Genomic DNA, 20,769 nt, shown 5'->3' on the forward strand with positions numbered 1-20,769 from the left:
CCATCAAGGAGAGAGCGATGCGCACCTTCATCGTGAAGTCGGGCCAGACACTGGCGGATATCCGTGCCGAATTGATCGACGGCCGCGTGAGCAAGGCCCAGAACGAGGCGACGCTCAAGCGCATTCGCGATCTCAACCCCGAACTCAGCGCCGGCAGGATCAAGCCCGGAACGGTGGTGCTGGTGCCGGACGCGCCAGGCATCAAGCCGGCAGCGACCAAGCCAGCCAAATCCGATCCAGCGAGCATGCTGAACAGCCAGTTCGAGGCTGCCATCAAGGACACGCTGCGCCAGGTCGCCGCCGACCTCCGAAGCCGCGAGGCGGAGCGCGCCGAACTCGCGGAGGCCTTCACATCCGATGCCTTCAAACGGGCACTGAAAAGCGATCAGGAACTCGGTGGCAAAGCGGAGCTCGCCAACAAGGCGATCGCCGAGGATGCGGCGGCCGACAAGGCGCTGGAGGGGGCGCTCACCAACATGCACGAAGCCGCGAGGGCCTCGATCGAGAAGCTCGACAAATTGCTCGGCTGACAACGGCTGAAGCTCGGAGTTGCGTCAGGTGTTATGATCGGCGCGGGCCCCGATCGACAAGCGGCGATCCCTTCCGCGCTCAGGAATGTCCGTTTTCTTCGGGTTCGATGGTCTTGCGGATCACGTGACCCAGCGTCAGACCCTGGACGAGGATGGTGAAGAGGACGACCGCGTAGGTGGCGGCCAGCAGCGGGACGCGGGCAGGGCTGTCCTCGAGGGAGAGGACGAGCGCCACCGAGATGCCACCGCGCACGCCGCCCCATGTGAGCACCGCAATCGTGCCGCGAGCGAAGGACTGCCAGCGCGAGAGCAGCAATACGGACCCGGCCACGGACACGAAACGCGCCGCAAGAACGATCGGCACGGCGACGAGCGCAATCAAGCCGAAGCCCGGATCGATGGGCAGGACGGCTATCTCGAGGCCGATAAGCAGAAACAGCACGGCGTTCAGGATATCGTCCACCAGCCGCCAGAAACCGAAGACATAGCGCTTCGTGACCTCGCTCATCGCATGCTCGGCACCGCGATTGCCGATCAGGACGCCAGCGACGACAACCGAGATAGGCCCGCTCATATGAAGGGCGTCGGCGGCGGCGTAAGTCGCAGTCACAAGGGCGAGGGAGATCATGACCTCGATGGAGTAATCATCGATGGAACGGATCGCGCGATAGGCGATATAGCCGGTGCAGAGGCCGAGAAGCGCCCCGCCGAAGGCCTCCAGAACCAACAACTCCGCAATCTCGACCGCATTCGGGTTGCTCTCGCCGCCGGCGAACTGCACCAACACGGCGAACAGAACCACAGCGATGCCATCATTGAGCAGCGCTTCGCCCGACATGTCTGTCTCGAGCGCCGCAGGAACCTTGACTGAGCGCAACGTCGACAGCACGGCCACCGGATCAGTCGGCGCGATCAGCGCCCCGAACACGAGCGCCCAGGCAAATCCGATCGGTGCGCCCAAAGCCTTCGTAGCCAGCCAAAGTCCGACAGCGATGATGATTGTGGAGATGGCTGTGCCGATCGTGGCAAGCGCTCCGACAACCGAAAGGCGGCGCTTCAGGCGGGAGATGTCGACGTTGAGAGCGGCTGCGAAGAGCAGGAAACCCAGCATCCCGTGCATGACGGCATCGTAGAAGTCGATCTGGCGGAGGCTCTTCGTGAGAGCTGCATCAATCCCAAGTCCGGGGAAGAGGTGCCGTGTCACAATGAGCAAAAGCGACGCGCCGACGCCCAGGGCCAGCAGACCGATGCTCTCGGGAAGACGAATGAAGCGATGGTTGACCCACGCGAACGTGGCGGTAGCCGTCAGCAGTATCGCGAGAAGCTGGGATAGCGAAAGCATCGATCGGCCAAAGGTTCGGCGACCGGGTACCGAAGCAACGGTCGACAGGAAACCGCACAAGACGGCTCAGGACGGGCTTACTTCAGCAAGCCGGCGGAGTCAGTTTTGATTTCCTCACAGTGAAATGAGGCGCGGGGCGTCCCCTCGGAACATTCCTTCCCAGGGGTGGCTCGATCGAGGTCTGCAGCAAGTCATTGAACCCTGGAGTATAGCTTGGGAACGCCGAGCGGTGCGCCCTGCGACCTCCGCATCGGTTCCGCGGCCTGGCTGCTCATCTTCGGCGTGCTGATCGCATCGGATCATCTGACACGGTATGAAGCTTCTGCAACCAGGCGATGCGGCTCCGCCTTCAGCTATAATTGAGCGGCGCCGACGCGGGCCGGCGCGCCGGTCACACGCCATACTGTGTTTCCGACATCGTCAGCGATGAGCAGCGCGCCTGAGCGGTCGACCGCCAGTCCAACCGGCCGGCCATGCGCCTTGCCGTCATCGGTCAGGAAACCGGTGACGACATCTTCTGCCTTGGCGCTCGGCATGCCGTTCGAGAAGGGCACGAACACGACCTTGTATCCATTGAAGTGATCGCGGTTCCAGCTGCCGTGTTCGCCGACGAAGGCACCATCCCGGTATTGCGCCGGAAGGGCGTCCGCTGTGTAGAAAGCGAGGCCGAGCGGCGCGACATGCGACCCGAGCGAATAGTCAGGCATGATGGCCTTCTCGACGAGATCCGGCCGCTGTGGCTTGACCCGCGGGTCGACATGGCGGCCCCAATAACTGTACGGCCAGCCATAGAACCCGCCATCCTTGACGGAGGTCATGTAGTCCGGAACAAGATCCGGCCCGAGTTCGTCGCGCTCGTTCACGACTGCCCAGAGCGCCTGCGTGGTCGGTTCCCAACTCAGTCCGTTCGGGTTGCGCAGCCCGCTCGCGAAAATCCGCCAACGCCCGCTCGCACGGTCAACCTCAAGGATGTCCGCGCGGTTTTTCTCGGCCTGAAGGCCGTTTTCCGTAATGTTGCTGTTTGACCCCACGCCGACATAAAGCTTGCTGCCATCGGGCGTGGCGACGAGGCTCTTCGTCCAGTGGTGGTCTATCGGGCCGCCTGGAAGCGGCGTCAACACAGTGCGGGGCGCGGTGATCGTGTTCTCGCCGGTCGTATAGGGATAGCGGACGATCGCGTCGGTATTTGCGACATAGAGGTCATTGCCGACCAAGGCGACGCCGAAGGGCGAGTTGAGGTGGTCGAGGAAGACCGTCCGCGTCTCGGGTTTGCCGTCGCCATCCGCATCGCGCAGCAGCGTGATCCGGTTGCTGGGACCGGCATCGCCGCCCGAGGTGACCCACGATTCAATCCAGCTCATGACGATGTCCTTCGGACGCTTCACCGGCTCGGTTCCAGGCGCCTTGGATTCGATTACGAGCACATCGCCATTCGGCAGGACATAGACCGACCGCGGGTGCTGAAGGCCAGTCGCGAGCGCCGCGACGTGAAGTCCCTGGGGAACCGAGGGCGTCTCGCCATTCTTCCAGCCGACGACATCGGCGAGATGCATCGTCGGAAAAAGCGATTGATGCGGTTCGGGCAGCGGGGGATTGGGGCCGACCTGAGCCTGCGGATCACCGATGTCCTGCGCCTGCAGCGCTGTGGCGGTCGATAGGGCGATGGCTGCCGCGGCAGCCAGAGTGAGGGAAGCTGAGCGTTTCATGACCGAATGACCTCCACACGGTCGGAGGAGACAACGGAGACCGCGAACCATGCCGTCGCAAGAAGGGTCACGACCGTCAGGATCGAAAGCACGAGGCCGGTCGGGACCACGGAGGTCCAGGCGTCGCGGGTGTGTATCAACATGTTGATGGTGGCGAGCACGATGACGACGAGATTGCCGATTGCATAGGGAAGCACGTGATGTCGCGTCCGGAGGGCCGGCCTCACGCCGAATTCGATGAGTCCGACGAGCCCGAAGAGCCAGGCGAGGATCGTTCCAGCGCTGATCAGCCAGGCCGAGAAGTCGGCCCACATCATCACGGCGGTCGAGGCATAAGCGATGTCCGTCAGCATCGCGCTCGTCAGGCAGGTGGCGACGATACAGGCGAGAAACGGATGAAGGGGTGGCCAAGCGACGTGCTCGGCAGAGATGGTTGCGCTGGACATGACGCGCTCTCCGTTTTGAAATTGCTGCTGCGGCGGTGCCGGACAGGGATGGTCCCGGTTCGTGGCTTAAGGCCGCTGGCAGACTCATCTGTCGTTCTGCCCTAACTTCTCGGAGGCCGAAAAGTTCAGATTCATGCGGTTCGCGCAGGACGCATCGTCTGCTGAGCCGGAACGGCTGCGCCACGGCGCCGGCAGAGCGGCCAACGCCTGCAGTCAGGGTTCGTTCGCCGCGAGTGATCAGGTTTGCGGCAGCAATGACTGGATGCGTTCCGCGTCCGCGGGCGTCGCCGGGTTATAGATGACCATCGTCAGGTCCTTGCGTCCGTCGACAGCGAAGGCCGAATATTCGAAGGCGATATCACCGAGAACCGCGTGGCGGATGTGTTTCACGATCTCGCCATGAGGGCCCTGGAGATCGTTTTCCTGCCACAGGCGCTGAAAGTCGGGGCTCTCCCGGCACAGCTCATCGACGAGCGGCTTCACATCCTCGGCCGCTCCGGCGCGGGCCGCGTCGACCCGAAAGGTGCCAACGGCGAAGCGCGCCACGCTTTCCCAGTCATACTGTGTCGCGCGTGAGCGCGGATCGAGAAAGATGAAGCGGAGGATGTTGCGCTGGCTGGCCGGAACCGCCGCATAATCGGCGAGCAGGACCGTCGCGGCGCGGTTCCACGCGAGGACATCCCAGATAGCGGTCCGAATGACCGCCGGGCTCGGATCGAGCGCATCGAGGACCCGCTGCAACCGCGGCGTGACACTGTCGCTCTTCTGATAGCGGACTTCCGGCGGATGGCCGAGGCCGAGCAGGAAAAGGTGCTCGCGCTCGACGTCGGTCAACATGAGGGCGCGCGACAGCCGGTCCAGCACATCCGACGATGCCGCGCCGCCGCGCCCTTGCTCGAGGCAGGTATACCAGGTCGGGCTGATATTGGCGCGCTGCGCGACTTCCTCGCGCCTGAGCCCCAACGTGCGCCGCCGCTCGGTCGGATAGCCGAGTGCCGCGGCGTCGAGCTTCGAACGCCGATCGCGAAGATAGTTGCCAAGCTGATTGCCGGCCCCGAGGCCGCTGATGCTGACAGTCATTATACTACCTTGATGTCCCGCCTTTACCACCATAGCGCCGTGGCCGATATTGTCCTCATCAAAACGGGAGATGGTCATGCGTGTCTTTGTAACCGGCGCAACAGGCAATATCGGCTCGCGCGTCGTGACGGATCTGATGGCCGCAGGGCACCAGGTGATCGGTCTCTGCCGATCCGACGACAAGGCTGCAGCTCTGGCCGCGACGGGCGCCGAAGTCTATCGAGGATCGATCGCCGACCCCGACAGTCTGAAGGATGGCGCGGCGCGATCGGACGGGGTGATCCACCTTGCGTTCAATCACGATTTCTCGCGCTTCGTCCAGAATTGCGAGGATGACCGCGCCGTGATTGCGGCGCTGGGCTCGGTCCTTTCCGGATCCGATCGGCCGCTGATCGTCACGTCCGGCACACCGATCGCCAATACGGTCCCCGGTGAGCCGGCCCGGGAACACAATGCGACCGTCGGTTCGGCCGTGAACCCGCGCGCCGCAACCGAGGAAGCGGCAGCTGCCGTTGCGGCAGACGGCGTCAACGTCTCCGTCGTGCGGCTGCCTCAGGTGCACGACCCAGTGACGCAAGGCCTCATCACCTATGCCATCGCGACCTATCGTGCGAAGGGCGTGTGCGGTTATGTCGGAGACGGCCTCAATCGCTGGCCAGCGGCGCCCGTCGTCGACGTTGCGCGCCTCTACCGGTTGGCGATCGAGAAGGCCGAGCCGAACGCGAAATACCATGCGGTGGCGGAAGAGGGCGTCGCGATGCGCGAGATCGCCGGTACCGTCGGACGGCGACTCGGATTGCCGACCCGATCGATCCCTTCGGAAGAGGCCGCCGACTTCTTCGGCTGGCTGGCGCATTTCGCCACGCTCGACATGCCCGCCTCCAGCGCCTGGACGCGGCAGCAACTCGGCTGGGAGCCGATCGGTCCGAGCCTCATCGAAGATCTGGAAAGGCTTGAACTGCCAACCGCTTGAGCGGAATTCCTCGCCTGGCAGGCGAGATCTCACGCCTTCCAGGTTCGGTCGAGAAGGTCGAGCCAGTTGTCTCGTGCGATGCGGGCTATGAGTGCCTCGCCATAGCCCGCACTGCGCAGCTGTTCCCAGAACAGTGGCAGCTTGGAAACGTCGGACAGCGCCTCCGGCACGACGGCGCCGTCATAATCGGAACCGATAGCGACGCCGCCTTCTCCGAGCCGCTCGATCAGGGCGTCGAGATGGCGCAACATCACGTCGAGCGTCGTATCCGCCAGCATGCGTCCATCGGGCCGCAGGAAGGCGGTTGCGAAATTGAGCCCGACGACGCCGTTCCGCTCGCGGATGGCATCGAGCTGGCGATCCGTCAGATTGCGTGACACCGGCGCGATCGCGTGGACATTCGAATGGGTCGCCACGAGCGGTGCATCCGAGATCGCAGCCACGTCCCAGAACCCCTGCTCGGTAATATGCGAGAGGTCGATGAGAATGCCGAGGCGATTGCAGGTCTTGACGAGTTCGCAGCCGATATCGGTCAGGCCAGGTCCCGTGTCGGGCGAGGACGGATAGCGCATCGGAACGCCATGGCCGAAGCGGTTGTGGCGGCTCCATACCGGTCCGATCGATCGCAGCCCCGCGGCGTGCAGGATATCGAGCATAGCGAGGTCAGACCCGATCGCCTCGGCGCCTTCGATGTGCATGACGGCTGCAAGCGCGCCCTTCCGCATCGCGGTGCGAATGTCTGCGACGCTTCTGCAGACCACGAGGTCGCCATTGGATTCCCGCTCCAGTCGGAACAGGATCGACGCCATCGCGAGCGTCGAAGCCTGGCCCTCGGTGATCGAGAGCGGGTCGGGCAACGGCAGGTCGTAGCTCTCGCCGGTCATCGCCTCCATGAAGTCGGCCGCCATCGGCGAGGGTGGGAAGATGGCGAAGAGGCCGCCGGCGAGCCCGCCGGCGCGGGCGTGGGGCAGGTCGATATGGCCGGCATCCGTGCCTTCCAGGAAAGCACGGATTCCCGCCTCGCCGCCTTCATTATAGAGGCGAAGCAGAACATCGTTGTGGCCGTCAAAGACGGCGACGGGCTGGGGTGACATGCGAAGGCCTCAGCGGGGAAGCGGCGGGGACAGGTGGAGCACGTCGCCGACCGGCTTGCGCTGCGAGCGGGGCACCTTGAAGCTCTCCGGCATATGGCCGAAGCCGATCATCGTAATGACGAGTTCGTCGTCGGGAATGCCGACAAAGTCCCGCATGGCACGGTCGACGTCCTGCGTAGTGCTCCAGTTCAGCATGCAGGCGCCGAGGCCTTCGGCGTGGAGGCCGAGCGCTAGCGTCATCGCGAACATGCCGCCGTCGATCCAGCCCTGATAGCGCTCGCCAACCGCGTACCAGTGGCTGAGATTGCTGGTGACGATGGCCAGCCCGCCGAGCTGTTCGCCAAAGCCGCGATGGCCTTCCTGAAAGTCGAGAACGCGGGCGATATCGTCCTTTGCGGTGAAGACATAGGCGCGACAGGTCTGCCGATTGCAGCTCGATGGGGTTTGCTGTGCGGCGCGGACCGCGCGCTCGATGACCTGCGGCGCGACCGGCTGATCGGCATATTGGCGCACGCTATGGCGCGCATCCATGAAGCCGAGAAAGTCCATCGAAGCCCGCTGGCGGACCTCGTCGGCCAGGACGTCTTCGGTGCCGCCGAAGATTTCCGCCCGTGCCGCTTCGACCCGCCGTTCGAGGCCAGCGATCGTACCGCCGAGCGTTCCGATGTCCCCGCCCGTGGCCTTGTTGAAGGCGGCATAGGCGACGAGAGCCTTGACTGCGATCTCGGTACTCGCATCGAGGCCGAAATCATCGATATAGCGCGCCGTGTCCGCACAGAGCTCGGCGACCTTCGGCATGCCGAAAGCCGGCCGGGGATCGCGCAGCGACAGCCCGTGTTCGATCATATGCGCGAGCAGATGGATCTGCGCCTTGCGGTTTTCCCGGCTGCTCGGACCGTTCAGGTACGAGGCGCGCGTGAAGCGGCGATAGTCATAGGCGAAATTGCGGAGGAGAGACGCCTGACGCCGGATGCGGGGAACGATGTCAGTGAGGCGATTGGCTTTGCGAGGGGGCATGGGCGAGGCGGCCGCGATCTCTTGAGGAAGCGACGCGAGGCGGCCCGACTGGCCGTATCGGCGAGACTGAGGTTTCCCGTCGGACGGCGAGCTGTCAAACGGCACGGGCAGGTGGGACTGCCCTTAAAATGGACACGGCGTAATGCGCAGGCAGTCGCGCCCAGCGGAAACCGCAATGGAATCAAGCGTCCATCAGGGTGATTCCTATCCGGACGGATAGGGAGGCGACAGAAAGTTGCGCGGACCTACCCTCCGAATCAGTTTCGTCCCTATCTCGCACGACGCTTGGTCCTCTGCCGCGCTGATGCGACCGTTCGTGCATCGAGATGACGAACGAGGCCGCGATGAGCGTTCCAGTCGATGTGCGGGTGCTGTCCCCGATCACCACGAGGGGCTTTCGGCGACCTTCCGATCTGAAGGCGCTCGAATATGACGGCGTCGTCGTCAGCTACAGCCAGATCGATCGGGGTCCGGCCTCGATCGAGAGCGAATACGAGATCGCCATGTCGGCGCCCGGCACGATCGCCAAGGCGATTGAGGCAGAAGGCGAGGGCGCCGATGCGATCGTGATCGACTGCATGGGCGATCCTGGTCTGCGTGCCGTCCGCGAGGTGGTCTCGATCCCGGTGCTCGGTCCGGCCGAAACCGCGATGCATCTCGCCTCGATGCTCGGGCATCGCTTCAGCGTCGTCACGGTGATGCGGCGTCTCAGGGCTCAGTTCGAAAACGAGGCCGCCGTCTATGGTCTGTCGAGCAAGCTGGCGTCTGTCCGCCATGTCGACATCCCCGTGCTGGCGCTGGAGGACGATCTGCCGGAAACAAAGGCGCGCCTCGTCGAGCAGGCTGCCCTCGCTGTCGAAGCTGACGGCGCAGAGGCAATCATCTTCGGCTGCACCGGGCTGCTCGGCTGCGCTGCGGCGGTCAAGGAGGGACTTCTCGCCCGCGGCATCGACATTCCCGTCATCGACCCGATCCCGACAGCGGTTTCCATTGCGGCGGCGCTCGCCCGGGTCGGTCTCAGCCAGAGCAAGCTGACCTATCCCGCACCGCCGGTGAAGGAGATGCCCGGCTACGACATCGTCCTACCCTCCGCGATCGCCGCGGAATGAACATGTCCGAGCGGCGCGGGGGCGAAATGCGATGAGCGAGACCGCAGGCAGAACCCTTCTGCGTCGGCCCGCCTTCTCCGTGACGGAGGCCTTTGGTGGCTTTCGGCTGTGGTGGCTGGTGTTGCCAGCGTTCCTGTTCTTCCTCGCCTTCTTTCTCGTCCCGCTCGTCTCGCTGCTCGCCATCTCGTTCAACAAAACCGTGCCCGGCGTCATGACGCTGACGACGGCGTTCACGCTCGATAATTTCGAGCGGATCTTCACGCGGTCGATCTACTACAGGTCGATCCTGCGCTCGATCGGCATTGGCATCGTCGTCGCCGCGATTGCCCTGGTCCTCGGCTATCCGCTCGCCTTCCTCATCGCCAAGACCGAGCATCCCGGCCGCAACACGCTGCTGATGATCCTGGTGCTGTCCTCGATGCAGCTCGACATGGTCATCCGCATGTACGGGCTGATGGTGCTGATGGGCGATACCGGTCTCATCAACAGCGCCCTCATCTGGAGCGGCCTGATCCATGAGCCGCTGCCGCTGATGTACAACACGTTCGGGGTGGTGGTCGGGCTCGTCCAAGTCACGCTGCCCTTCATGGTGCTGTCGCTGATCGGCATCATCCGAGCCATCCATCCCTCGCTCGAGGAAGCCGCGCGGAGCCTCGGCGCGACGCGGGCGGAAGCGTTCCGCCAGATCGTGTTACCGCTCTCGATGCCGGGGATTCTCGCCGGGTCGCTGCTCGTCTTCGCGCTGTCGATCAGTTCCTATGTCGTGCCGGCGCTGATGGGCGGCTGGAAGGTCGTGGTGCTGCCGATCCACATCTACCAGCAGATTGCCGAATCCGGCCGCTGGCAGTTCGGCGCCGCGGTTGCGGCCGTGCTGTTCGTGACCAGCCTTATCGCCGTCTTTGTCTATCACCGGGCCGCCGTCTGGACCTCGGGAGGCCGCACCTGATGCGCGACGAGGCCGCCGTGTCCCTGCTGTTCAAGGCCGTCGCGATGCTGACGCTCGTCGTCCTGCTGCTGCCGGTCGTGATCGTCGTCCTCGCCGGGCTCAACGCTGGCGACTACCTGACCTTCCCGCCCAAGGGGCTGTCACTGCGCTGGGTGGTGGCGTTTCTCGGTTCGGCGACGTTCATGTCCGCCTATGTCTACAGCTTCGTCCTGGCGCTGGTCGCGACGCTCATCTCGACCGTGATCGGCACGCTAGCCTCGCTTTATCTGTCGCGATCGCGCAGCGGAGCGGCAGCTGCGCTGCGGGGCTTCTTCATGCTGCCGGTCGTGCTGCCCGGCGTCGTTCTCGGCCTCGCGCTCTACATCTTCTATGTCACGACGGATATCGGCCTGGCGCGGACCTTCGCGGGGCTCCTGATCGGCCATGTCCTGGTCACATGCCCCTTCGTGATCGCCACCGTCACGGCCTCGATGGTCGGCTTCGACCTCTCGCTCGAGGAAGCGGCGCGCAGCCTCGGTGCTTCGCCCTGGACGGCCTTCCGCAAAATCACGCTCCGCCTCATCGCTCCGGGCATCTCGGCTGGTGCGATCTTCGCCTTCATCGTGTCGTTCGGACAGTTCGAGACCACGCTGTTCCTGACGGTTCCCAACCACGAGCCGCTGCCGATGGCGATGTATATTTCGCTTCGCTACAAATTCGAGCCCACCGCCGCTGCGGCCGGCATCTTCGCCATCGCCCTCGTTGCCCTTTCGACCGTCGTCTCATCGCGGCTGGTCAGCCTCCGGCGCGTCTTCCGCGCCTGATCGCAAGCTCCGCCGCGTCCGCATGACGGCCGCGGTTCATACCGAAAAAGGACAGGGAAAGAATGACCAGCAGCAGCAAGGGAGGCGGGGCCACCCGCCGCGGATTCCTGAAGGGCACCGCCGGCCTCGCGGCCATGGGCGCCGGCGTCAACCTCTTCAACATCAACCATGCCTGGTCGGCCGACGCCGTCTATGAGGGTGGCGTGTTCGATGCCGGCGGGGCGACGCTCAACATCGCGGAGTGGGGCGGCTTCTGGGAGGAGATCGTCCGCAAGGAGATGCTCGACGCCTTCGAGAAGGATTTCAACTGCAAGATCGTCTATGAGAGCTCCTTCCCATGGTTCCCGAAATTCGTGGCCGGCGGCCCCGAAAAGCCGCCATTCGCGATCGCGAACTGGAACTATGGCGAGATGTTCAAGACGGCGGCGGCCGGTGATTTCTTCACGCCGCTGGATGAAGTCATCGCCAATGTTCCGAACGCCAAGAATATCTGGCCTTTCGCGACGGCGACCGGTGTCGGCGTCACCTGGAGCTACACGCGCTACTGCTATGCCTATCGTACCGACCTGGTCGATCCGGCGATCAAGACGTTCAAGGACTTCTGGGAAGAGAAGTTCGCTGGGAAGCGCGGCACCTATGTGACGTCGAACGGTCTGCAGATGGACTTCTTCATCGCCTCCTGCGCGCTGTTCGGCAAGGACCAGTATGATCTCGACGCCGGCTATGAGGCCATGAAGCAGGCCATGCCGATGAAGATCTCCGATTTCACCGGTAATATGCAGACCCTTTTGGAGCGCGGCGAAGTCATCTTGGCCGTCCAGCATGATGCCGAGGTTTATCAGATGATGGATCGGGGCATAAAGGTCGCGCCCTATCTCTGGGAAGAGAAGAAGCCGATCCTTACCCAGACCAAGACCATCAGCAAATATCTGGAGCCTGTGCAGAAGAAGCTCGCTTACGCGCTGCTCAATCTGACGCTCGACCAGAAGCTGCAGTCCGTCATGTGCGAGAAGTTCTATCAGCGGCCGGTCAACAAGGACGTGGTCGTCACGCCGAACCTCGCCTCGAAGGGCGTCACCAATACGGCGGACGCCACGGCCGGTTACTGGACGCCGGATTGGAAGAGCTACAACGAGAACGAGGCGGACATCGTCGAGACCGTCAACGGCATCTTTGCCGGCTGATCGCCCCGATAGATCGATCCCGGAACCGGAAGAGCCATGTCCGACATCCGCCTTGTGAACCTCACCAAAAGTTATGGCGAGGGGAACGCCGTCTCCGAGGTCAATCTCGAAATCGGGGAGGGGGAGTTCTTCTCCCTTCTCGGACCCTCCGGCTGCGGCAAGTCGACGACGCTGCGCATGATCGCCGGATTCATCCGCCCGACATCAGGGCAGATCTTCGTCGGTCGCGACGACATCACGGCGCTGCCGCCTGAAAGGCGGGACATTGGCATCGTGTTCCAGAATTACGCGATCTTCCCGCATATGAATGTCGCGGAAAACATCGCCTTTGGCCTCAAGCTCCGCAAGCTGCCGAAGGCCGAGATCGCCCGCCGCATCGAGGCGGCGCTGAAGCAGGTCGGCCTTGCCGGCTATGATGATCGCTACCAGCGCCAGCTTTCCGGCGGCGAGCAGCAGCGCGTCGCGCTGGCCCGCGTGCTCGTCACCGAACCGCGCATCCTGCTCCTCGACGAGCCGTTGTCGGCACTCGACAAGGGGCTGCGCGAGGAGATGAAGTTCTGGATCAAGGATCTCCAGAAGAAGCTCCGCATCACCACTGTCTATGTGACGCATGACCAGGACGAGGCGCTGACCATGTCCGATCGCATTGGCGTCATGTCGAAATCGCGCATCGTGCAGGTCGGCTCGCCACAGGAGATCTACGAGCGGCCGAAGACCCTGTTCGTGACGTCTTTCATCGGCCACTCCAACGTCCTGGACGTGACGGTGACGGGCCGCGAGGGCGACATGGCCGTGGTCGTGCTCGATGGCCGCGAGATGCGTGCCCGCGGCGCGGCCGATCTCAAGCCGGGAGCATCGGCGAAGCTGGTCGTGCGGCCGGAGAACATCCTGATGGGCGCGGCGCTCGGCGACGGGGAGCCCCGGCTTGCGGCGACGGTTCTCAGCGAAACCTATCAAGGCGCGCTTGTCCGCTACCGCCTGAAGCTCGGCAGCCAGGAGATCGTCGCCGAACGGCAGAACCAGGCGCATGTCGAGCGCTTCGCGCCCGGCACCGAAATCATGATCGGCTGGGATCCCGGCTGGTCCGAGGCGCTCACCGCCTGATCGTCAAACACAGAAACGCAACAACGAAGGTTCGCATCCATGCGCATCGGCATCGACGTCGGCGGCACCAACACCGACGCCGCCCTCATGGACGGCATCACCGTCAAGGGCGCCTGCAAAACGCCAACCACCGCCGACGTCAGCTCGGGCATCATCGCCGTGCTGAAGGAGGTGCTCAGGATGACCGGCGTTGCGGCGTCCGAGATCCAGGCCGTCATGATCGGCACGACGCATTTCACCAATGCCGTCGTCGAGCGAAAGCGCCTGCTCGAGGTCGCAGCCATCCGTCTCGGACTGCCGGCGACCCGCGCGCTCCCGCCCATGACTGATTGGCCGAGCGACCTCGCAACGACACTCGGGCGCCACACCTTCATGGTGCGGGGCGGCCACGAGTTCGACGGCCGCGAGATCGCCCCGCTCGACGAGAAGGAAATCCTGCGGATCGCGGGCGAGATCAAGGCGCGCGGCATCCGCACCGCTTCGGTGACGTCGGTGTTCTCCCCGGTCACGCCGGTCATGGAGCAGCGCGCGGCGGAAATCCTGCTGGCGGAAATCCCAGGTCTCGCGATCTCGCTGAGCCATGAGATCGGCCGCGTCGGTTTTCTCGAGCGCGAGAACGCCTCGATCATGAACGCCTGCCTCGCCGACCTCTCGGCAAAGGTCGTCAGTTCGTTCCGCAACGCGCTCAAGGAGCTTGCGATCGAAGCACCGTTCTTCATCAGCCAGAATGACGGAACGCTGATGACGCCGGATTATGTCGAACGCTATCCGGTGCTGACTTTTGCTTCTGGTCCGACCAACTCCATGCGCGGCGCCGCGATGCTGGCCGGGCGCAAGGAGGCAATGGTGGTCGACATCGGCGGCACCACCTCGGATGTCGGCATGCTGATGCAGGGCTTTCCGCGCGAATCCGCCGTGGCGGTCGATATCGGCGGCGTGCGCACCAATTTCCGCATGCCGGATGTTCTGGCCGTCGGGCTTGGCGGCGGTTCGCTCGTCCGCGACGACGGCGCGCGCATCGGGCCGGATTCTGTCGGCTATGAGATCACCTCGAAGGCGCTCGTCTTCGGCGGCGATACGCTGACGACCACCGATATCATCGTGGCGGCGGGTCTCGAGGATATCGGCGATCGGTCGCGCGTCGCGCATATCCCGGCGAAGACCATCGCCACCGCGCTCGATACGATCCACCGCATGGTCGACGAGGCGGTCGATCGGATGAAGACCAGCGCCGAGCCATTGCCCGTCATCCTGGTCGGCGGCGGCTCGATCCTCGTCTCGCGGCAGCTTCCCTCCGCTTCCGAAGTGATCCGCCCGGAAAATGCTTCCGTCGCCAATGCCATCGGCGCGGCCATCGCGCAGGTCGGCGGCGAAGTCGACCGCATCTTCTCGCTGGAAGGGACCTCGCGCGACGTGGTCCTCGACGGTGCCAAGGCCGAAGCCGCGGAACGGGCTACGAAGGCCGGCGCCGATCCCGCCACGGTGAAGATCGTCGACATCGAGGAGGTACCGCTCGCTTATCTGCCCGGCAGCGCGACGCGCATTCGCGTCAAGGCCGTCGGCGATCTGGTCATGGCGTGAGGCGGCCATGAAACTCACATCCGAAGACCTGCACGACCTCGCCATCGGCGCGGCCTTTCTCGGCACGGGCGGCGGCGGCAATCCCTATGTCGGGCGGCTGATGGTGCAACGCTGCCTGGATGAGGGGCTCAGCGTCGACGTCATCGATCCCTCGGAGCTTGCCGACGATGCGCTGGTGATCCCGACTGCCATGATGGGCGCGCCGACGGTGCTGATCGAAAAGCTGCCGAGCGGCGAGGAGGCGATCGGTTCGCTGCGCGCGCTGGAGCGCTATCTCGGGCGCAAGGCGGACGCCACGATGCCGATCGAGATTGGCGGGATCAATTCCACCATCCCGCTCGTCGTCGGCGCCCGGCTCGGCCTGCCGATCGTCGATGCGGACGGGATGGGCCGCGCCTTTCCCGAACTGCAGATGGAGACGTTCGGCGTCTATGGCGTTTCGGGCAGCCCGATGGTCGTGACCGACGAATATGGCGATTCCACCTTGCTCAACGGCGCCGACAACAAGCAGATGGAGTGGCTCTCGCGCATGGTGGCGATCCGCATGGGTGGTTGCGCCTATATCGCCGAATATTCGATGTCGGGCGCGGATGTGAAGCGCACGGCCGTGCCGAATACGATGACGCTCGCGATGCGCATCGGCCGCTGCCTACGCGAGGCCAAGGCGAACCATGAGAGCCCGTTCGACGCGCTGCTGCGGCTGTTGCCGCAGACGCTCTACAATCACGGCCGCATCATCTTTACCGGCAAGATCGTCGATGTGGCGCGCGAGACGCGCAACGGCTTCTCGATCGGTCGGGCGCGAATCGATGGTCTCGGACCCTGGCGCGGCACGATGGAGATCGAGATCCAGAACGAGAACCTGATCGCCCGTGTCGACGGCAAGGTGAGGGCCATCGTTCCCGATCTCATCTGCATCATGGACAGCGAAAGCGCCGAGCCGATTACCACCGAGAATCTGCGCTATGGCCAGCGTGTCACGGTCGTCGCCGTCGCGGTGCCCGAGATCATGCGGACGCCCGAGGCGCTCGACGTCTTTGGGCCGCGCTGTTTCGGCCTCGACGAACCCTTCACGCCCATCGAGACGATGACCTGACCATGCGCACGCATATCACCCTGGATGATCTCGACGACCTCGCGGTCGGTGCCGCCATTCTCGGCACGGGCGGTGGCGGTGACCCTTATATGGGCAAGCTGATGGCCCGTGCCGCGATCGAGGCGCATGGACCGGTTCCGCTGATCCCGGTCGACGAACTGCCGGATGCCTTCAATATCGTCGCCTGCGGTGCGATGGGGGCGCCGACAATCCTGATCGAGAAACTGCCGAGCGGCGAGGAGATGGGCCGTGCGCTAGACCTCTATGAGCGCTACACCGGCCGAACACTCGACGCGCTCATTCCCTTCGAGGCGGGTGGAATCAACTCGACGATTCCGCTGATGGCAGCGGCGAAGCGGGGTCTTCCCGTTGTCGATGCCGATGGCATGGGCCGGGCGTTCCCGCAGCTCGAGATGGAGACGTTCAATGTCTATGGGGTGCCGGCGGCGCCGGTTGCCATAGCGGACGAGCGCGGCAACACCGGCATCATCGAGGTTCAGGCGGCTGCGAAATCCGAATGGATCGCGCGCGGCCTGACGATCCGCATGGGTGGTCAATCATTCATCGCCAATTACGGCATGGACGGCGCCACCTGCCGCCGCGTCTCGGTTCCTGGCACGGTTTCGTTGGCGCTCGGCATCGGGCGCACGATGCGTGAAGCCAAGGCCCAGCATCGCGACAGTCTCGACAGTCTGATCGAATTCTTCGCGGGGACGCATTACGAGGAGGCTCGGGTCGTCGGCTCGGGCAAGGTCGTCGACGTTTCCAGGCGTGTCCAGAACGGCTGGTCGGTCGGGATCGTGACGATCGAGCCGTTTCAGCGCGGCGCCGAGCCGATCCGCATCCAGATCCAGAACGAGAATCTGGTCGCCGAGCAGGCGGGCGAAATTCTCGCCATCGTGCCTGATCTCATCTCTCTCCTCGACGTCGATACCGGCGAGGCGATCACGACAGAACGCCTGCGCTATGGCCAGCGCGTCAACATCCTGGCCGTGCGCGTTCCGCCGATCATGCGTACGCCCGAGGCGCTTGACGTGTTCGGTCCGAAGGCCTTCGGTCTTGATCACGCCTATCGCCCGCTCGGACTTTCGACGTGACGCGGCAAAGGGCCTGGAAATTGCTTGATAGAGCTGGCGGAGGCAGCTGAACGAAGCGGGAGGTGCATCGGGTCATGGCGGTTCTGCCCTTCGTCGAGCGGATCGACGTCCTGCCGCGACGCTTCGGCATGCCGCGTGGCGCAGCTGACGTCATCGAACGGCCGTTCCTCGTCGATCGGTTGCGCAATGGGCTGGCCGGTCAGATCGTCCTGCTGCGCGCCCCGCCCGGCTTTGGCAAGAGCGAACTCCTGGCGGCCGCTCAGGCGCGCTACGACACGGCACAGGAGCGCTTCTCCTGGCTGACGCTCTCGCACGAGGACGCCGATCCAGCCGTCTTCCTCGATAATTTCGCCGCTGCGCTCGGCCTCGACATCGCGCCTGCGCAACGACTGGGGCTGGAGCGGGCCCGGCAATTGCTGCTCACCCGTCTGGTCGCTGAGGGCGGGCGGCCCATTGTGGTGCTGGACGAGTTCCAGGCGGCGGAAGGCGAGGCGTTCGCGTCGTTCTGCAATGCGTTGTTTCGCCAGTTGCCCGAGCCGCTGCGGATCGTCATCTCTACGCATCGCCGGCCAGAATTGGCGCTGTCGCGCATCCGCCTCAAGGGCCTCCTGACCGAGATCCTCGCCGACGAGCTCGCCTTCACGCGCTCGGAGATGCGACGGCTTGCCGGCAAGGGCTTGTCGAACGAAGAGTTCGAGACCTTCGCCGAGGTGACCGGCGGCTGGCCGGCGCTGGTGAGCCTCGCCGTGCCGCTGCTGACCGGCGATGCGAGCCCGGAAGTGCGCGCAGACTTGATCGCCGGCACGCATCGGCTCTACCGCGACTTCGTGCTGGAGGAGGTGGCACCGCAGATCCCGCCGGACATGCGGGAGGCCTTGACGGTCTGCTCGATCCTGGCGGAGTTTCCGCTCGATCTGGCGGCCCATCTTTCCGGCGTCGACGTGGCGCCGCGATCGCTCCGTGACCTCGAGGATTTCGCGCCGATCCTCGTCCCGGTCGGCCAGCGGCCGGGCTGGCTGCGCCTTCATCCGGTTGTCCGCGCCACTTTTGCGGCGCATCTGCAGTCACTGCCGCCCGAGCGGGTTGCGGCGTTGCATGGCCGTGCCGCCGCCTGGTTTGCCGAGCGCGGCCATCTGGAAAAGGCGGTCAGCCACGCCTCCCGCGCCGGCGATTTCGCGCTCGCGGCCGAGGCGATCCGGCAGGCGGGCGGCGTCAGCATCTTCCTGAAGGCCGGACATTCGGTCCTGGCGGGCGTGATCGAGAACATCCCGACGGAGGTCATCCATCGCTCGCCGAGCCTCAAGCTCTCCTATGCGCTGGTCCTGGCCAAGCAGGGGCGCGTCCAGATGGCGCGTGACATCATCGTCGATCTCCGTCACGCCGCCGAATCCGGGCAGCCGTCGCCGTTCCTCGCCATCCCCATCTCCGCGCTCGATCACATCGAGGGGCTGATCAATATCTATAACGACCGCAATTCAGACGCGGCCGAGATCGCGCGGCTGGAAGGGATCGCCGGGCGCCTCGGTCCGGCCGAGACCTTCGGCCGGGGCTGGATCTACAATCATCTCTGCATCGCCTACACGGTCAGCGGCGATCTTGAGGCGGCCCGTACCAACGCCTTGAAATCGCTGGCCTGCTACCGCGAGGAAAAATCCTCATACGGCCAGATCTTCATGCTGATCCATATGAGCCTGGTCGCAATGCTGGCAGGACGACCGGCCACCGCCATCATGTTCGGCCGCGAAGCCGAGGAGCTGTGCCAGCGCCACCAATGGAGCGACCGCAACCTGATCGCGATCGCGCATATTCCGCTGGCCGAGGCTCTCTACCAGCAGACGCAATGCGACGCCGCCGAGGCCATGATGCGCGAGGGCATGCCCTATCTCGCGCGCGGCGAAGGCTGGGTCGACCTCTTCATGCGCGGCTATGGCACGCTTGCCCGTTGCCAGCTTGCCCGCGCAGGCATCGAGGCAGCGCTGGCAGTGACCGATCGCGCCGAGGAGGTGGCGGTCGAGCGCGGGCTGCCGCGCCTGCGGCTTGCCGTCGATATCGTCCGCATCGAACTGATGACGCGCGCGGGACTTCTCGAATCCGCGCTGCATATCGTCGAGCGCTTGCCGCCGATCGATGACGAGAGTGCTTGGCCGACCTGGCGCGAATGGAGCGATGCCTCTATCGCGCTGGCGCGGATCCTGCTGCGCACCGAACGGGCGGAGGAGGCGCTGCCAGTGCTCGCACGGCTCGGCCAGCGCTCGCGCGAGCATGATCGCGGCTATCATCTCCTGGTCGGAACGGTCGTCTCGATCGAGGCGTTCTGGGCCGCCGGCCGGCTCGATGAGGCGCGCAGCGCGTTGCTTGCCGCCATTGCGCTGGCGCGGCCGCAGGACTGGCTGCAGGTTTTCCTCGACGAGGGATTGCCGCTGTCGCAGGCGGTGCGCGGCATCGTACGCCGCTTTGGGCTTTCGACCTTCAGCCCGAAGACGTCGGAATTCGTCAGCCGCATTGCCGGCGCATGGCAGCAGGGCGGACCAGCGCGGCCGAAAAGCGATCGCGGCGGGCTCCTGAGTGCCCGCGAGCGCGAGGTGCTTGACCTTTTGGCCGGCAACTCCACCAACAAGGAAATCGCACGCGACCTCGGCCTCAGCGAGGCGACCGTGAAATTCCATCTGAAGAACCTCTACGCCAAGCTCGGCGTCAGCCGGCGCAATCTCGCCCTGTCGGTCGCGCGCCAGACAGGGATGATCGAGGGCGCCTGACTGCGTCATGCCGGTCGCGATTTCCTGTCAGGCCGACGCGGCCAAACCCTGCATCTGCCTGAGCTCCAAGAGAGGAGGTGTCGCGTCGATCTGTTCGGGCGTGAGCATGTCCCACTTGATGCCACGCGGCCGCGCTGCCCGCTTGACGCTGAGAAAGCGCGTCGGCGTCGCGATGGCATCGACGAGGATATCGGTTTCGCTCGGCTGCAGCGTTTCCTCGACGACCTGCACGTCATGCACCATCGCGGCAACCGGCGTCGTCTCGTCGACGATACCGATCTCCGTGAACATGCCCCATTCGAGATCGAAGAACCCATGGCCCTTGCCGAAGCGCACGCCATCGAGCGACACCGCCGAGGCGCCTGTCACCATGAAATCGAAGCGGCCGCGATCGGCGATCTCCGCTAGCGATATCGGGCGGCCGAAATATTCAAGCCCATCCAGCCAGGCCGCGAACAGAGCCTGGCCCGGCGGAACCATCGCCGGTTCGAGCAGATAGAAGCCGCGATAGATGCCATAGGTCGAGATGACCAGCGTCTTGCCCGCCTCCAGCATGCGGCGACGCAGGTCAACGAGGCCGTTGTCCGGCGTGATGAAGGCGTAGGTGCCAGCCTGGTAGAAGGGCTGCGAGACGAGGCGGTCGGTGGCGGCGGCGCTGCCCTCGAAATCCGGAATGACCTCCGCAAAATCGAGGTGAAACCTGGAGTCCGGCTTTGCGACTGGTCGCAACTTTTCCCAGATCCTCTCGCGCACGATCTTCGCCCTGCTCATCATCCCTCCGTTTTATCGATTCATGGTCATGCACCCACGAAACACTAGTTCCCGGCATGATTTGCCGTCATGACGAAATAATGGGCAGAGCGATCCCCGCCGAGACGGTTTCCGTTCCTTGGAATGCTCTGATG

At 64.5% G+C, this 20,769-nt stretch carries 18 protein-coding genes; 11 read left to right on the forward strand and 7 right to left on the reverse strand.

What is annotated here, in order from left to right:
- The first annotated feature begins 17 nt into the window (after nucleotides 1-17).
- Nucleotides 18-530 (forward strand): LysM peptidoglycan-binding domain-containing protein, encoded by a 513-nt coding sequence (locus tag LB518_RS05170; RefSeq protein ID WP_224573815.1) that lies wholly within the window; start codon nucleotides 18-20, stop codon nucleotides 528-530.
- 79 nt (nucleotides 531-609) lie between these two features.
- Here LB518_RS05170 and LB518_RS05175 read toward each other — a convergent pair whose 3' ends face one another.
- The 4 genes from LB518_RS05175 to LB518_RS05190 form a co-directional block, all read right to left on the reverse strand.
- A complete protein-coding gene (locus tag LB518_RS05175; protein ID WP_224573817.1) occupies nucleotides 610-1,872 on the reverse strand; it encodes a cation:proton antiporter in 1,263 nt (420 codons plus the stop codon).
- A gap of 353 nt (nucleotides 1,873-2,225) precedes the next feature.
- Nucleotides 2,226-3,578, reverse strand: a complete 1,353-nt coding sequence (locus LB518_RS05180) for a PQQ-dependent sugar dehydrogenase (protein WP_224573819.1) — start codon at nucleotides 3,576-3,578, stop codon at nucleotides 2,226-2,228.
- Nucleotides 3,575-4,024: a DUF2231 domain-containing protein gene (locus LB518_RS05185; RefSeq protein ID WP_224573821.1), complete on the reverse strand. Its 450-nt coding sequence runs from the start codon at nucleotides 4,022-4,024 to the stop codon at nucleotides 3,575-3,577. The genes LB518_RS05180 and LB518_RS05185 overlap by 4 nt, the downstream gene beginning before the upstream one ends.
- A gap of 237 nt (nucleotides 4,025-4,261) precedes the next feature.
- Nucleotides 4,262-5,104, reverse strand: a complete 843-nt coding sequence (locus tag LB518_RS05190; RefSeq protein ID WP_224573824.1) for a helix-turn-helix transcriptional regulator — start codon at nucleotides 5,102-5,104, stop codon at nucleotides 4,262-4,264.
- A 76-nt stretch (nucleotides 5,105-5,180) separates the two neighbouring features.
- On the opposite strand from LB518_RS05190, the gene LB518_RS05195 reads away from it, so the two are divergent.
- Nucleotides 5,181-6,077: an SDR family oxidoreductase gene (locus LB518_RS05195; protein WP_224573826.1), complete on the forward strand. Its 897-nt coding sequence runs from the start codon at nucleotides 5,181-5,183 to the stop codon at nucleotides 6,075-6,077.
- 29 nt (nucleotides 6,078-6,106) lie between these two features.
- Here the strand turns inward: LB518_RS05195 and LB518_RS05200 are convergent, their stop codons facing one another.
- Together LB518_RS05200 and LB518_RS05205 are read right to left on the reverse strand one after the other, a co-directional pair.
- Complete coding sequence (locus LB518_RS05200; RefSeq protein WP_224573828.1) at nucleotides 6,107-7,171, reverse strand: dipeptidase; 1,065 nt, start codon at nucleotides 7,169-7,171, stop codon at nucleotides 6,107-6,109.
- A 9-nt stretch (nucleotides 7,172-7,180) separates the two neighbouring features.
- Nucleotides 7,181-8,188 carry a nitroreductase family protein gene (locus LB518_RS05205; protein WP_224573830.1) on the reverse strand — a complete coding sequence of 336 codons (1,008 nt, stop codon included), beginning with the start codon at nucleotides 8,186-8,188 and terminating at the stop codon, nucleotides 7,181-7,183.
- Nucleotides 8,189-8,532: 344 nt separating this feature from the next.
- Here LB518_RS05205 and LB518_RS05210 point away from each other — a divergent pair, with 344 nt between their 5' ends.
- The 9 genes from LB518_RS05210 (at nucleotide 8,533) to LB518_RS05250 (ending at nucleotide 19,864) form a co-directional block, all read left to right on the forward strand.
- Nucleotides 8,533-9,297 (forward strand): aspartate/glutamate racemase family protein, encoded by a 765-nt coding sequence (locus LB518_RS05210; RefSeq protein ID WP_224573834.1) that lies wholly within the window; start codon nucleotides 8,533-8,535, stop codon nucleotides 9,295-9,297.
- 31 nt (nucleotides 9,298-9,328) lie between these two features.
- The gene (locus LB518_RS05215; RefSeq protein ID WP_224573836.1) at nucleotides 9,329-10,243 is read left to right on the forward strand and encodes an ABC transporter permease; all 915 of its coding nucleotides are present in this window, start codon (nucleotides 9,329-9,331) and stop codon (nucleotides 10,241-10,243) included.
- Nucleotides 10,243-11,046, forward strand: coding sequence for an ABC transporter permease (locus LB518_RS05220; RefSeq protein WP_224573838.1), 804 nt, complete (start codon nucleotides 10,243-10,245; stop codon nucleotides 11,044-11,046). The genes LB518_RS05215 and LB518_RS05220 overlap by 1 nt, the downstream gene beginning before the upstream one ends.
- 62 nt (nucleotides 11,047-11,108) lie before the next feature.
- Complete coding sequence (locus LB518_RS05225) at nucleotides 11,109-12,230, forward strand: ABC transporter substrate-binding protein (protein WP_224573841.1); 1,122 nt, start codon at nucleotides 11,109-11,111, stop codon at nucleotides 12,228-12,230.
- A gap of 36 nt (nucleotides 12,231-12,266) precedes the next feature.
- Entirely contained in the window at nucleotides 12,267-13,334 is a 1,068-nt protein-coding gene (locus LB518_RS05230) for an ABC transporter ATP-binding protein (protein WP_224573843.1), read from the forward strand.
- Nucleotides 13,335-13,373: 39 nt separating this feature from the next.
- Complete coding sequence (locus LB518_RS05235) at nucleotides 13,374-14,915, forward strand: hydantoinase/oxoprolinase family protein (RefSeq protein WP_224573846.1); 1,542 nt, start codon at nucleotides 13,374-13,376, stop codon at nucleotides 14,913-14,915.
- 7 nt (nucleotides 14,916-14,922) lie between these two features.
- Nucleotides 14,923-16,011 carry an S-methyl thiohydantoin desulfurase family protein gene (locus tag LB518_RS05240; RefSeq protein ID WP_224573849.1) on the forward strand — a complete coding sequence of 363 codons (1,089 nt, stop codon included), beginning with the start codon at nucleotides 14,923-14,925 and terminating at the stop codon, nucleotides 16,009-16,011.
- Nucleotides 16,012-16,013: 2 nt separating this feature from the next.
- On the forward strand, nucleotides 16,014-17,108 hold the full coding sequence (locus LB518_RS05245) for an S-methyl thiohydantoin desulfurase family protein (RefSeq protein WP_224573852.1): 1,095 nt from the start codon (nucleotides 16,014-16,016) through the stop codon (nucleotides 17,106-17,108).
- Between the two features lie 74 nt (nucleotides 17,109-17,182).
- Nucleotides 17,183-19,864: a LuxR C-terminal-related transcriptional regulator gene (locus tag LB518_RS05250; RefSeq protein WP_224573864.1), complete on the forward strand. Its 2,682-nt coding sequence runs from the start codon at nucleotides 17,183-17,185 to the stop codon at nucleotides 19,862-19,864.
- Between the two features lie 27 nt (nucleotides 19,865-19,891).
- Here LB518_RS05250 and LB518_RS05255 read toward each other — a convergent pair whose 3' ends face one another.
- Entirely contained in the window at nucleotides 19,892-20,635 is a 744-nt protein-coding gene (locus tag LB518_RS05255) for a 5-formyltetrahydrofolate cyclo-ligase (protein WP_224573867.1), read from the reverse strand.
- Nucleotides 20,636-20,769: the final 134 nt, after the last annotated feature.

The organism is Mesorhizobium sp. BR1-1-16 (assembly GCF_020165495.1).
GTDB lineage: Bacteria > Pseudomonadota > Alphaproteobacteria > Rhizobiales > Kaistiaceae > Kaistia.

Coding starts and splice junctions, on each gene's coding strand:
- LB518_RS05250 (WP_224573864.1), top strand. CDS start 17,183: ATGGCGGTTCTGCCCTTCGTCGAGCGGATCGACGTCCTGCCGCGACGC.
- LB518_RS05245 (WP_224573852.1), top strand. CDS start 16,014: ATGCGCACGCATATCACCCTGGATGATCTCGACGACCTCGCGGTCGGT.
- LB518_RS05200 (WP_224573828.1), bottom strand. CDS start 7,171: ATGTCACCCCAGCCCGTCGCCGTCTTTGACGGCCACAACGATGTTCTG.
- LB518_RS05195 (WP_224573826.1), top strand. CDS start 5,181: ATGCGTGTCTTTGTAACCGGCGCAACAGGCAATATCGGCTCGCGCGTC.
- LB518_RS05235 (WP_224573846.1), top strand. CDS start 13,374: ATGCGCATCGGCATCGACGTCGGCGGCACCAACACCGACGCCGCCCTC.
- LB518_RS05175 (WP_224573817.1), bottom strand. CDS start 1,872: ATGCTTTCGCTATCCCAGCTTCTCGCGATACTGCTGACGGCTACCGCC.
- LB518_RS05220 (WP_224573838.1), top strand. CDS start 10,243: ATGCGCGACGAGGCCGCCGTGTCCCTGCTGTTCAAGGCCGTCGCGATG.
- LB518_RS05230 (WP_224573843.1), top strand. CDS start 12,267: ATGTCCGACATCCGCCTTGTGAACCTCACCAAAAGTTATGGCGAGGGG.
- LB518_RS05255 (WP_224573867.1), bottom strand. CDS start 20,635: ATGAGCAGGGCGAAGATCGTGCGCGAGAGGATCTGGGAAAAGTTGCGA.
- LB518_RS05240 (WP_224573849.1), top strand. CDS start 14,923: ATGAAACTCACATCCGAAGACCTGCACGACCTCGCCATCGGCGCGGCC.
- LB518_RS05190 (WP_224573824.1), bottom strand. CDS start 5,104: ATGACTGTCAGCATCAGCGGCCTCGGGGCCGGCAATCAGCTTGGCAAC.
- LB518_RS05225 (WP_224573841.1), top strand. CDS start 11,109: ATGACCAGCAGCAGCAAGGGAGGCGGGGCCACCCGCCGCGGATTCCTG.
- LB518_RS05185 (WP_224573821.1), bottom strand. CDS start 4,024: ATGTCCAGCGCAACCATCTCTGCCGAGCACGTCGCTTGGCCACCCCTT.
- LB518_RS05180 (WP_224573819.1), bottom strand. CDS start 3,578: ATGAAACGCTCAGCTTCCCTCACTCTGGCTGCCGCGGCAGCCATCGCC.
- LB518_RS05205 (WP_224573830.1), bottom strand. CDS start 8,188: ATGCCCCCTCGCAAAGCCAATCGCCTCACTGACATCGTTCCCCGCATC.
- LB518_RS05170 (WP_224573815.1), top strand. CDS start 18: ATGCGCACCTTCATCGTGAAGTCGGGCCAGACACTGGCGGATATCCGT.
- LB518_RS05215 (WP_224573836.1), top strand. CDS start 9,329: ATGAGCGAGACCGCAGGCAGAACCCTTCTGCGTCGGCCCGCCTTCTCC.
- LB518_RS05210 (WP_224573834.1), top strand. CDS start 8,533: ATGAGCGTTCCAGTCGATGTGCGGGTGCTGTCCCCGATCACCACGAGG.